This is a genomic window from Streptomyces fungicidicus, assembly GCF_003665435.1.
In the GTDB taxonomy this organism is placed as follows: domain Bacteria; phylum Actinomycetota; class Actinomycetes; order Streptomycetales; family Streptomycetaceae; genus Streptomyces; species Streptomyces fungicidicus.
Genome location: NZ_CP023407.1, coordinates 5,533,495 through 5,545,958 on the forward strand (window position 1 = coordinate 5,533,495; position 12,464 = coordinate 5,545,958).

General features: G+C 73.5%; 7 protein-coding genes. 5 read left to right on the forward strand and 2 right to left on the reverse strand.

Going from position 1 to position 12,464, the window contains the following annotated elements; genetic code table 11:
• Positions 1 to 12: 12 nt before the first annotated feature.
• Positions 13 to 1,623, reverse strand: a complete 1,611-nt coding sequence (locus CNQ36_RS25285; protein WP_121547649.1) for an AMP-binding protein — start codon at positions 1,621 to 1,623, stop codon at positions 13 to 15.
• A 117-nt stretch (positions 1,624 to 1,740) separates the two neighbouring features.
• On the opposite strand from CNQ36_RS25285, the gene CNQ36_RS25290 reads away from it, so the two are divergent.
• The 3 genes from CNQ36_RS25290 (at position 1,741) to CNQ36_RS25300 (ending at position 3,814) form a co-directional block, all read left to right on the forward strand.
• Complete coding sequence (locus tag CNQ36_RS25290; RefSeq protein WP_121547650.1) at positions 1,741 to 2,865, forward strand: acyl-CoA dehydrogenase family protein; 1,125 nt, start codon at positions 1,741 to 1,743, stop codon at positions 2,863 to 2,865.
• The gene (locus CNQ36_RS25295) at positions 2,862 to 3,260 is read left to right on the forward strand and encodes a RidA family protein (RefSeq protein ID WP_121547651.1); all 399 of its coding nucleotides are present in this window, start codon (positions 2,862 to 2,864) and stop codon (positions 3,258 to 3,260) included. Before CNQ36_RS25290 ends, CNQ36_RS25295 begins: the two co-directional genes overlap by 4 nt.
• A gap of 110 nt (positions 3,261 to 3,370) precedes the next feature.
• On the forward strand, positions 3,371 to 3,814 hold the full coding sequence (locus tag CNQ36_RS25300) for a DUF6299 family protein (RefSeq protein WP_004923868.1): 444 nt from the start codon (positions 3,371 to 3,373) through the stop codon (positions 3,812 to 3,814).
• Positions 3,815 to 3,823: 9 nt separating this feature from the next.
• Here the strand turns inward: CNQ36_RS25300 and CNQ36_RS25305 are convergent, their stop codons facing one another.
• Entirely contained in the window at positions 3,824 to 4,891 is a 1,068-nt protein-coding gene (locus CNQ36_RS25305; RefSeq protein WP_004923867.1) for a PucR family transcriptional regulator, read from the reverse strand.
• 471 nt (positions 4,892 to 5,362) lie between these two features.
• On the opposite strand from CNQ36_RS25305, the gene CNQ36_RS25310 reads away from it, so the two are divergent.
• The gene (locus tag CNQ36_RS25310) at positions 5,363 to 7,408 is read left to right on the forward strand and encodes a flotillin family protein (RefSeq protein WP_121547652.1); all 2,046 of its coding nucleotides are present in this window, start codon (positions 5,363 to 5,365) and stop codon (positions 7,406 to 7,408) included.
• A 66-nt stretch (positions 7,409 to 7,474) separates the two neighbouring features.
• Positions 7,475 to 12,412: a DNA repair ATPase gene (locus CNQ36_RS25315; protein ID WP_228313073.1), complete on the forward strand. Its 4,938-nt coding sequence runs from the start codon at positions 7,475 to 7,477 to the stop codon at positions 12,410 to 12,412.
• The last annotated feature ends 52 nt before the right edge of the window (positions 12,413 to 12,464 follow it).

Sequence of the window (12,464 nt, forward strand, 5' to 3'; positions counted from 1 at the left end):
CGTCCGGGGGCGTCACGTCCGGCCCTCGCCGGTCCCGGCGGGAGCGCGCAGACGGAACCGCTGGAGCTTGCCGGTGGCCGTGCGCGGCAGCGCCTCCAGGAACACGATCTCCTTCGGGCACTTGTACGGCGCGAGTTCGGACTTCACGAAGGAACGCAGCGCCTCCGCGTCGCGCGGCGCGCCCTCCACGAGGACCGCGTACGCCACCACGACCTGGCCGCGTGTCTCGTCGGGCCGCCCGACCACCGCCGCCTCCACGACGTCCGGGTGGCGCAGCAGGGCGTCCTCGACCTCGGGGCCGGCGATGTTGTACCCGGCCGAGATGATCATGTCGTCGGCGCGGGCGACGTACCGGAACCGGCCGTCGGGGTCGCGGACATAGGTGTCGCCGGTGATGTTCCAGCCGTCGCGCACGTACTCCCGCTGGCGCGGGTCGGCGAGGTAGCGGCAGCCGACCGGGCCGCGCACCGCGAGCAGTCCCGGCTCCCCGTCGGGCACCGGGACGCCGTCGGCGTCCTGCACCCGGGCCTGCCAGCCGGGGACCGGAAATCCCGTCGTCCCGGGGCGGATCCGTTCGTCGGCGGCGGAGACGAAGATGTGCAGCAGTTCGGTGGCGCCGATGCCGTTGATGATCCGCAGCCCGGTGCGTTCGTGCCAGGCCCGCCAGGTGGCGGCGGGGAGGTTCTCGCCGGCCGAGACGCAGCGGCGCAGCGAGGAGACGTCGTGGGAGTCCAGTTCGCCGAGCATCGCCCGGTAGGCGGTGGGCGCGGTGAACAGCACCGACACCCCGTGCTCGGCGATCGCGGGCAACAGCTGCCGCGGGTGCGCCTGTTCGAGGAGCAGCGCGCTGGCGCCGGCCCGCAGCGGGAACACCACCAGGCCGCCGAGGCCGAAGGTGAAGCCGAGCGGGGGACTGCCGGCGAACACGTCGTCCGCGACCGGCCGCAGCACGTGCCGGGAGAAGGTGTCCGCGATCGCCAGCACGTCCCGGTGGAAGTGCATGCAGCCCTTGGGACGCCCGGTCGTGCCGGAGGTGAAGGCGATCAGCGCCACGTCGTCGGCCGCGGTCGGCACGGCCTCGTACGGTGTGCCGGGCGCGGGGCGGCGCAGCAGGTCGCCGGGGGAGTCGCCGCCGTAGGTGAGCACGGCGAGGTCCGGGACCTCGGCCTTGGCGAGGTCGTCGACGGCCCGCGCGTCGCACAGCGCGTGGCGGACCTCGGCGATCTCGCAGACGGTGCGCAGCTCGTGGGGGCGCTGCTGGGCCAGTACGGTGACGGCGATCCCGCCCGCCTTCAGCACCGCCAGCCAGCAGGCGGCCAGCCAGGGCGTGGTGGGGCCGCGCAGCAGCACCCGGTTGCCGGGGACGATCCCGAGGTCACCGGTGAGGAGGTGGGCGAGCCGGTCCACGTGGGCGCGCAGCTCGCCGTACGTCCAGGCCGTGCCGTCTGGGGCGCGGAACGCGGGGCGGCCGTCGGGCTGGCCGTGCAGCAGTTCGGCGGCGCAGTTCAGCCGCTCGGGGTAGCGCAGCTCCGGCAGGTCGAAGCGGAGCTCGGGCCACTGCCCGGGTGGTGGGAGATGGTCGCGGGCGAAGGTGTCGACGTGCGCGGTGGCCCGTGGATTCATGACGGTTCGCCCCCTTGGCGTGGTGGGCTCGCCTCAGGAGCGTATCGCGTTGGTGACGGCAGTCAACGGTCCGCGATAACCTCGGGAGTGGCCCAGTGGCGAGGGAAGGGACCGGCGATGACCGCATTCTCGCTCGAACCGGCACAACTCGCCTGGTGTGCGGAGCTGCGCGTACTGGCCGCGGAGCGCCTGCGGCCGCTCGCCGGGAAGGGTGAGCCCGGCCGGGTGAACCGCGCGCTGCTGGCCGAACTCGGCGCGCTCGGCCTGCTGCCCCGCCTGTTCACCTCGGGGGCGCTCGAGCTGTGCCTGATGCGCGAGTCCCTCGCCCACGCCTGCACCGAGGCGGAGACCGCCCTCGCCCTCCAGGGCCTGGGCGCCCACCCGGTCCACGCCCACGGCACGGACGCCCAGCGCGCCCACTGGCTCCCCCGGGTGGCCGCCGGCACGGCGGTCGCGGCCTTCGCCCTGACCGAACCGGCCGCCGGCTCGGACGCGGCCGCACTGTCCCTCACCGCGACCCCGGCGGCGGACGGGTGGCGGCTCAGCGGGGAGAAGTGCTGGATCTCGCACGCGCCCGAGGCCGACTTCTACACGGCGTTCGCCCGCACCACCCCCGGCGCCGGCGCGCGCGGCGTGACCGCGTTCCTGGTCCCCGCCGACCGGCCCGGCCTCACCGGGACCGCGCTCGACATGCTCTCGCCGCACCCCATCGGCGCCCTCGCCTTCGACGCCGTGCCGGTGACCGCCGACGACGTGCTCGGCGAGGTGGACCGGGGCTTCCGCGTCGCGATGGACACCCTCAACCTGTTCCGCCCCAGCGTCGGCGCCTTCGCCGTCGGCATGGCCCAGGCCGCCCTGGACGCGACCCTCGGCCACACCGCCCGGCGGGACGCCTTCGGCGGCAAGCTGAAGGACCTCCAGTCCGTCGCCCACCAGGTCGCCGAGATGGCCCTGCGCACGGAGTCGGCCCGGCTGATGGTCTACGCGGCGGCGACGGCGTACGACGAGGGCGCCCCCGATGTGCCCCGGCGCTCCGCGATGGCGAAGCTGCTGGCCACCGAGACCGCGCAGTACGTCGTCGACAGGGCCGTCCAGCTCCACGGAGCACGCGCCCTGCAGCGCGGGCACCTGCTCGAACACCTCTACCGCGAGGTCCGCGCCCCCCGCATCTACGAGGGGGCGAGTGAGGTGCAACGGAGCATCATCGCCAAGGAGTTGTACAAGAACCTGGAGGACAGGTGACCGCCGAGCGCGTCAACCCGCCCGAGCTCTCCCCGCCGGCCGGCTTCTCCCACGCCGTCGTCGCCACCGGCTCCCGGCTGGTGTTCCTGGCCGGCCAGACCGCCCTCGACGCCGACGGCAAGGTGGTCGGCGACACCCTGCCCGAGCAGTTCACCCGGGCCCTCGCCAATCTGCTCACCGCCCTGCGCGCCGCCGGCGGCGCCCCCGCCGACCTGGCCCGCGTCACCGTGTACGCCACCGACGTGGCCGCCTACCGCACGCACGCCCGCGAACTGGGCCGGGTCTGGCGCGAGCTGGCCGGCCGGGACTACCCGGCGATGGCGGTGGTGGAGGTGGTCCGGCTGTGGGACGAACGGGCGATGGTGGAACTCGACGGCTTCGCCCTGCTGCCCTGAGTGGCGCGGCCGCAGCCGACTCGCCACCGAACAGGTGACGGTGACCGGCCGCGGACACCGCGCCGGGTACTGGTGGATTGCCAGATTCCGCTCATTTCGGGAGGTTCCCCATGCCCGTACGTCCCCTTCTCGGCGTTGCGGCCGGGGCCGGGCTGCTGCTGTTCGGCTTCGCCGCGGCCGCCCCCTCGGCGGCGTCGGCCGTCTCCGCCGCTCCCGAGGAGTCCGTGACCGTGGACTCCAAGGGCCGGATGGCCGACGGTTCCGTCACCCTCTCGGGTACCTACCGCTGCCACGGCGGCAGCGGGCCGGTCTTCGTCAGCTCCGCGGTGAGCCGGCCCTCGTCCACGCTCCACTACTCCGTCGGCGGCACCAAGGCCGTCTGCGACGGAAAGAAGCACCGCTGGGAGAACACCGGCACCGTGCCCGCCGGAGCCCTGAAGAAGGGTCCCGCCCGCGTCGAGGCCACCCTCATGGAACTGCGCCCCAGCGGCCTCATGCTGCTGCCCGTCGTCCACGCGGTCCAGCACCGGGACATCACGCTGGCCGAGGACTGACCGGCGGCCTCACCCCGTCGCGAACCCGTCGCCCGGCCAGTCCAGCAGTCGCGCGCCGATCACCGCGGTCTGCAGCATGTAGCGGTGGGCCGGATCCGACGGGTTCGCGCCGGTCAGCTTGTGGATCCGCTCCAGGCGGTACGTCAGCGCACGCACGCTCAGTGACAGCCGCCGGGCCGCCTCCGCCGCCACACAGCCGGTGTCGAAGTAGGCGGTCAGCGTGTCCAGGAGCGGCTGGGCGCCGCCCCGGGCCGCGGTCAGCGGCCCCAGCGTGTTGTGCACCAGATCGGCCATGGCCTGGCGGTCGCGGGCCAGTACGGGATAGACGAGCAGGTCGGCGGCGCGCAGCACCGGATCGTCGAGTCCCAGCCGCTCGGCTATCTCCAGCGAGCTCAGCGCCTCCTCGTACGACTGGACGACACCGCCCGGCCCGAACTGCGGGCGGCCGATGGCCACCTGGCCTCCGTCGGTGGCGGCGTGCGCCTGCTTGGCGAAGTAGGTGAGCACCTCACTCTGGTGTCCGGGCGCGATGCACAGCAGCCGTCCGTCCTTGGTGGTGAGCAGGATGCTGCGGTCACCGAAACGGGATATCAGGGCGCGCTCCACCTGCCGCGGCACCGGGTCGCCCTCGTCGTAGACCACCGCGCCGCCGGCCACCGCGACCGCGTGCTCGTGCGACAGCCGCAGTCCGAAGCGCTCGGCGCGCTCCGCGAGCCGCCCCAGATCGCTCCGCCCGTAGAGCAGGTCGTCGATGAACTCCCGCCGCGCCGCCTCCTCCTGACGCACGGCCAGCCGCTGCGCCCGCTCGTACCCCTCGGCGAACGCGTCCACGACCTGCTGCACGGCGGCGAGCGCGCCGTCCGCCGAGTCCGTGCCGCGCGGCCACGCCCCGCGGGCTGCGGACAGATGGGCGCTGACGAGGGAGCGCAGTCCGAATCCCGACTCCGCCGCTCGTTCCCCCAGGGTCCGCCGGGAGGCGATCTCGTCCCGGGTGAGGCGCCGGCCCGTGGCCGCGACCTCTTTCAGGATGGAGGCATACCCGTCCAGATACTGCTCTGGAATGTCCCGCTCCGTCACGTCGCCCCCCTGTTCTTGACGCGACCCTAACGCATGGGCTGCGTCACACCGGCACCAAGACCTACAAGAACATTGCCGGTTTCCGGCAATGCGTGATCGTACCCCCTGAGGGCAGCATGGTCCGCGGGGAGCACCGCGGATGGTTCCGGTGCCGGACACCGGCAGGTGCCCGGCACCGGAGCCCGGAGGGGAGCGGTGCCGCCCCGGCATGAGCGGTGAGCGGTGAGCGGAAGAGGGGGGCGCAGATGCGGACGGACGTGAGGACCGCGACGGAGCTGCCCGCCCGCCCGCTCCCGGGGCCGCCGCGCTGTCCCTTCCCGGATGAACCCGGGTCCTCGCGGTTGCCGCGTCCGCGGCGAAACCGCCGCGCCGGCTGAGCCGTCTCCTCCTGCACCGAGATGCAGCCGCCTCGTCAACGAGGCACCTCTTCACCAGACTTCTGCCCGTTCTCAGCCCAGAAGGACGTGTCCCATGGATGCCGCCACCGTGGGCATCGCCGTACTCGTCGGCGTCGCCCTGCTGTTCCTGCTCGTCGGCCTGCTACTGGTCACCAAACTGTTCCGCAAGGTCGAACAGGGCAAGGCACTGATCGTCTCCAAGACCCGCAAGGTCGACGTGACGTTCACCGGGTCGGTCGTGCTTCCCGTGCTGCACAAGGCCGAGGTGATGGACATCTCGGTGAAGACCATCGAGATCACCCGGGCGGGCAAGGAAGGCCTGATCTGCCGGGACAACATCCGCGCCGACATCCGCATCACGTTCTTCGTCAAGGTCAGCAAGACGGTGGACGACGTCATCAAGGTCGCCCAGGCCGTCGGCACCGCACGGGCCAGCGACCGGAACACGCTGCAGGAGCTGTTCCACGCCAAGTTCTCCGAGGCGCTGAAGACCGTCGGCAAGCAGATGGACTTCACCGACCTCTACACCAAGCGCGAGGAGCTGCGGTACCGGATCATCGAGGTCATCGGGGTCGACCTGAACGGCTACCACCTCGAGGACGCCGCGATCGACTACCTGGAGCAGACGCCGCTCACCCAGCTCGACCCGGGCAACGTGCTCGACGCGCAGGGCATCCGCAAGATCACCGAGCTGACGGCCATCGAGCACGTCCGCACCAACGAGGCCCAGCGCGGCGAGGAGAAGGAGATCACCCGGCAGAACGTCGACGCGCGGGAGGCCATCCTGGAGCTGGAGCGCCGCCAGGCCGACGCCGAGATCAAGCAGCGCCGGGAGATAGAGACCGTGCGCGCCCGCGAGGAGGCCGAGACCGCGCGGGTGGTGGAGGAGGAGCGGCTGCGCGCGCAGAGCGCGTTCCTGCGCACCGAGGAGCAGCTCGGCGTGCAGCGCGAGAACCAGGCCCGCGAGGTCGCCGTCGCCGCCAAGAACCGCGAGCGGGTCATCGCCGTCGAGAGCGAGCGCATCGAGAAGGACCGGATGCTGGAGGTCATCGCCCGCGAGCGGGAGACCGTACTCACCCGGATCGCCGCCGACAAGGAGGTCGAGGCGGAGAAGCGGGAGATCGCCGAGGTCGTCCGGGAACGGGTCGCGGTGGACCGCACGGTCGCCGAGCAGGAGGAGTCGATTCTGAAGCTGCGGGCGGTCGAGGAGGCGGAGCGGCAGCGGCAGGCCGTGATCATCGCCGCGGAGGCCGAGGCGCAGGAGAAGCTGGTCAAGGACATCAAGGCCGCCGAGGCCGCCGAGCAGGCCGCCACCCACCGCGCCGCCGAGGAACTCACCCTCGCCGAGGCCCGTTTGAAGACGGCCGACCTCGACGCGCGGGCCAAGCTGCGGCTGGCCGAGGGCGTCCAGGCGGAGGCCGCGGCCGAGGGCCTCGCCGCCGTGCAGGTCCGCGACAAGGAGGCCGAGGTCATCGAGAAGGCGGGCCGCGCCGAGGCCGAGGCGGCCGGGGCGCGGATGCGCGCGGAGGCCGAGGGAGCCCGGGCCAGGGCTCTCGCCGACGCGGAGGCGATCAGCGGGAAGCTGCGGGCGGAGGCGGCCGGCCTCACCGAGAAGGCGGCGGCGATGGCCGCGCTCGACGAGGCGTCCCGCGGCCACGAGGAGTACCGGCTGCGGCTGGAGGCCGAGAAGGACGTCCGGCTCGCCGGCCTCGAGGTCCAGCGGCAGGTCGCCGAGGCGCAGGCCACGGTCCTCGCGACCGGTCTGGAGAACGCGGACATCAACATCGTCGGCGGCGAGTCGGTCTTCCTCGACCGGCTGGTGTCGTCCATCGCGCTCGGCAAGGGCGTGGACGGCTTCGTCCAGAACTCCGAGACCGCGCAGGCCCTCGCCGGCCCCTGGCTGGACGGCTCCGCGAGCTTCCCCGACGACCTGAGCCGGATCCTGGGCTCCGTCTCCACGGCCGACGTGCAGAACCTCACCGTGTCCGCGCTGCTGATGCGGCTGATGCAGCAGGGCGGCGAGAACACCGGCCGCTTCCAGCAACTGATCGAGAAGGCAGGTGAGCTGGGGCTCTCGGACACACCGGTGGCCGCGCTGAACGGCCACCCCAGGGCCTGACCACCCTTCGGCCGGGAGCCGCCGCACAGGGGACGGCGGCTCCCGCTCGCTCTTCGAGAGGCAGCCATGACCACCGGCACCCACGAGCCCACGCACACGGCCCCGCGCGAGACGCCGGACCCGGGCCCCTCCGCAACCGCCGTCGCGCCCGGCACCGGGACGACGGCCGACGACGGCGCCTACCAGCTGCTGCGTGACCGCCTCTCCGCACAGGCCGCCGAACTCGCCCGCCGCGCGGAGACGCTGAACCACCGCCGCGCCGAGGAGTTCGGCGCCCCCGAACTGCGCCTCACCGGCACCGAGCGGCTGCGCACCGACCGCACCGCCGTGCCCCGTGACATCGTCGCCCTGGGCGAGGTGCTGCTCTTCGGCTACGACACCCGGCCCCGGCCCGAGGCCGACGTCACGGTCGGCGACGTCCTCGCCCCGCACGACCGCGACCTGAACCGGCTCCCCGACGATGCCGTGCCAGGACTCCTCGACGACCCGGACTTCGTCCGCGAGTTCGCCGCCCTGCACCGCTACTACCGCCAGGCACGCCTGCTGCGGCTCCGCCGTGTCGACGGCAAGCTGCTCGCCGTCTTCCAGACCGGCGAGAAGGCCGGCGACATCCGCGTCCTGCGCTGGACGGTCTCCGAGGACGGCCGGGCCGCCTTTCTCGACGCGCGCGGCGACCGCGACCACGCCCTCGCCCCGGCCGCCGACATCGACTGGACGCCCACCACCCGCGAGGACCACGTCCTCGGCCGCCACCCGCACGTCTCCGTCCAGGGCGAGGTCTTCGTCGACACCCTCGGCGGCACCCTCACCGTCAAGACCGAGAACGACACCGGCACCCCCGACGGCATCCACGACGAACCCGTCGACGAGCCACTGCAGTCCCTCGCGGACGCCGAGATCGCCCACGCCCGCGTCGGCCCCCTGATCCTGCTGCGGATCCTGCCGTACAAGGAGACCGCGCACCGCTACCTGGTGTTCCACACCCTCACCCGGTCCGTCGTCCGCCTCGACGGCATCGGGCAGGGCTGCCGCCGGCTCCCCGAGGACCAGGGCATCGTGTTCCCCGGCGGCTACTGCCTGGCCGCCGGCCCGCACAAGACGTACGAACTCGACACCACCGGCATGGAGTTCGAGCGCGAGGTGCGCTCACCGCACGGGGAGGACGTGCTGTACGTCTTCCACGCGCCCGACCGCGGACGCGGGCTGCTGCTGTCGTACAACCTCATCCACGAGGCGGTCGCCACCCCGATGGCCGGCCACGGTTGGGCGCTGTTCGACGACGGACTGCTCGCCCTGCTGCGCCCCGACGGCGACGAACCCGCCCGTGTCCACCCCGTCCAGCTGTGGCGGTCGCCCTACGACTCCGACACCCACGCCGCCGGCCGGCCCGCCGGCGAGGGCCCGCTGGCCCGGATCGGCAACGCCGACCTCGTGCGCGGCATCTCCGACTGTCTGTCCCTGGCCCGCTCCGTGGCCGAGACCACCCCCACCACCGAGGTGTACACGGCCCTGGCGGCGGCCTGCGTCCGCGTCCTGGACACCCACCACTGGCTCGGTGACACCGAACTCGGCGACCTCAGAGACCCGTTGGCCCGGATGCGGGCCACCGCCGAGCAGGTGCTCGCCGAGTTCGAGACCGTACGCGACCTCACGCACCGGGCCGCCGCCGCGCTGGACGAGGCGGCCGACCGGATCGCCTCGGTGGTGCGCAGACTGCGCGGGGAGCAGCCCCGCGAGGCCGCCGCCTGGGTCTCCGGACTGACCGAACTCCGCCATGCCCAGGGCCACCTGCTGACCCTGAAGGACATGCGGTACGCGGACCGCGCCCGCATCGACGAACTCGCCGCCGGGGCCGAGGGCGACCTCGCCTCCTTCGGACAGCGCGCGATCGCCTTCCTGGCCCGCGAGGACGCCTTCGCCGCCCATCACGCGGACGTCGAACGGCTCGTCGCCGACGCCGAGTCCATCGGCACCACCGCCGAGGCGGCCCCGCTCACCGCCCGCCTGGACGAACTCGCCGACGGACTGCGCACGGTGACCGAGGTGGTCGGCGGTCTCGACATCGCCGACGCCACCGTCCGCACGGCCGTGCTGGAACGGGTCGCCGAGGCGATGGGCGGCGTCAACCGCGCCCGCGCCACCCTCGACGCCCGCCGCCGGGCCCTCCTCGACCACGAGGCACGCGCCGGCTTCGCCGCCGAACTCTCGCTCCTCGGCCAGACGGTCACCGGCGCCCTCGCGGCGGCGGACACCCCGGACGCCTGCGACGAGCAACTGACCCGCGTGCTCACCCAGCTCGAATCGCTGGAGTCCCGGTTCGCCGAGTTCGACGACGTCCTCGGCGAACTCGCCGACCGGCGCACCGAGATCTACGAGGCGTTCTCCGCGCGCAAGCAGAGCCTCTCCGACGCCCGCGCCCGCCGCGCCGAACAGCTCGCGTCCGCCGCAGGCCGGGTCCTGGAGACGATCGCCCGCCGCTGTGCCGCGCTCACCGACACCGACGCGGTGAGCACCTACTTCGCCTCCGACCCGCTCGTCACCAAGGTCCGCCGCACCGCCGGCGAACTGCGCGAACTCGGCGACCGCGTCCGCGCGGAGGAACTCGACGGCCGGCTGCGCTCCGCCCGGCAGGAGGCCGCCCGCGCCCTGCGCGACCGCACCGACCTCTACGCCGACGGCGGCCGCGCCATCCGCCTCGGCGACCACCGGTTCGCCGTCAGCACCCAGCCCCTGGACCTCACCGTCGTCCCGCACGGCGACGGCCTCGCGCTCGCCCTCACCGGCACCGACTTCCGCACCCCCGTCACCGACCCCGCGCTCCTCGCCGACCGCCCCCTGTGGAACCGGCACCTGCCGTCCGAGTCGCCCGGGGTCTACCGCGCCGAACACCTCGCCGCCCGTCTGCTGCACCAGCCCGGCCCGGCCGCCCTGACCGCCGCCGGCGACCTCGCCGGCCTGGTCCGGCGGGCCGCCGAGGAGGCGTACGACGAAGGGTACGAACGAGGCGTCCACGACCACGACGCCACCGCGATCCTCACCGCCCTGCTGCCCCTGTACGACGGTGCCGGACTGCTGCGCCACGCACCCGGCGCCCGCGCCCACGCCCTGCTGTACTGGGCGCACGGCACCACGGCGGAGGAGCGCGCCGACCTCACCCGCCGAGCCCGCTCCCTCGCACGGGTCCGCGACGCCTTCGGACCGCCGCCCGCCCTCGACGCGCTGCGCTCCGAGCTCTCCCGCGCGGTACGGGACTGGGACGAGGACACAGCCGTCAGCCCGGAGTCCTGCGCCGCCTACCTCCTCGACGAACTGACCGGCGAAGCCGAGGGCTTCGTCATCAGCGCCCGCACCCGCACCCTGCTCGACACCTTCCGCCGTACGGTCGCCGGCGAGGCCTACGACGACGACCTCCCCGCCCTCGCCGGCCTCGGCGCCCGCCGCCAGTTGGTCGAGGCCTGGCTGACCGCGTACGCCGCCGCCACCGGCGACCGGGTGACCGCCGGCGACCTCGCGGAGGCCGTGGCCGCCGAACTCTGCCCGGACGTGCCCCGCCACACCTGTGACGCCCCGCTGACCGTCACGGTGGGGGATCTGCTCGGCACCCACCCCCGGATCACCGACCGCTCCCTCACCCTGCGCCTGGACGAGTTCCTGGCCCGCACCGAGGAGTTCCGGGAGCGGGACGTGCCCGCCTTCCGCGCCTTCCAGCGCCGCCGCACCACCCTCGTGTCCGCGGAGCGCGCCCGGCTACGGCTGGACGACCACCGGCCGCGCGTGATGTCGTCGTTCGTCCGCAACCGGCTGGTCGACGAGGTCTATCTGCCGCTGGTCGGCGACAGCCTCGCCAAACAACTCGGCACCACCGGTGAGTCCGGCCGCACCGGCACCGGCGGCCTGCTGCTGCTCGTCTCCCCGCCCGGCTACGGCAAGACGACCCTCATGGAGTACGTCGCCGACCGTCTCGGACTGGTCCTGGTGAAGGTCAGCGGTCCCGCCCTGGGCCACACGGTCACCTCGCTCGACCCGGCCGAGGCGCCGAACGCCACCGCCCGCCAGGAGATCGACAAGATCAACTTCGCGCTGGCGGCCGGCAACAACGTCCTCCTCCACCTCGACGACATCCAGCACACCTCGCCCGAACTGCTGCAGAAGTTCATCCCCTTGTGCGACGCCACGCGCCGGGTGGAGGGCGTGTGGGAGGGCGAGCCGCGCACCTACGACCTGCGCGGCAAGCGGTTCGCGGTCTGCATGGCCGGCAACCCGTACACCGAGTCCGGCGAGGTCTTCCAGGTGCCCGACATGCTCGCCAACCGCGCGGACGTGTGGAACCTCGGCGACGTCCTCACCGGCAAGGAGGACGTGTTCGCGCTCAGCTTCCTGGAGAACGCGCTCACCGCCAACCCGGTGCTCGCCCCGCTCGCCGGACGCGACCGCGCCGACCTGGACCTCCTGATCCGCCTGGCCGGCGACGACCCCACCGCCCGCGCGGACCGGCTCGTCCACCCCTACGCCCCCACCGAACTCGACCGTGTCCTGGCCGTGCTGCGCCATCTGCTCACCGCCCGCCGCACGGTACTCGCCGTCAACGCGGCCTACATCGCCTCCGCCGCCCAGTCCGAGGACACCCGTACCGAGCCGCCGTTCCGGCTCCAGGGCTCCTACCGCAACATGAACAAGATCGCCCAGCGGATCCAGCCCGTGATGAACGCCGCCGAGCTGACCGCCGTCGTCGACGACCACTACACGGCGGAGGCCCAGACCCTCACCACGGGCGCCGAGGCGAACCTGCTGAAACTCGCCGAACTGCGCGGCACCCTCACCCCCGCCCGGGCGGCCCGCTGGGCGGAGGTGAAGTCCGCCCACGTCCGCACCGCCCAGGACGACCCACTGCCCCGCGCGGTGGCGGCCCTGACCCTCCTGGCCGACCGCATCGCGGCGGTGGAGGCGGCCCTCACCCGCGCCACCGGTCCCCGCCGCCTCCCGGCCGGCCCCGAGGACCGGTGAACGAGCACCCCGCGTCCTGACGCGGGGGTGCCACAGCCCGGAAATTGCCTGT

Coding starts and splice junctions, on each gene's coding strand:
- CNQ36_RS25300 (WP_004923868.1), top strand. CDS start 3,371: ATGCCCGTACGTCCCCTTCTCGGCGTTGCGGCCGGGGCCGGGCTGCTG.
- CNQ36_RS25285 (WP_121547649.1), bottom strand. CDS start 1,623: ATGAATCCACGGGCCACCGCGCACGTCGACACCTTCGCCCGCGACCAT.
- CNQ36_RS25310 (WP_121547652.1), top strand. CDS start 5,363: ATGGATGCCGCCACCGTGGGCATCGCCGTACTCGTCGGCGTCGCCCTG.
- CNQ36_RS25315 (WP_228313073.1), top strand. CDS start 7,475: ATGACCACCGGCACCCACGAGCCCACGCACACGGCCCCGCGCGAGACG.
- CNQ36_RS25290 (WP_121547650.1), top strand. CDS start 1,741: ATGACCGCATTCTCGCTCGAACCGGCACAACTCGCCTGGTGTGCGGAG.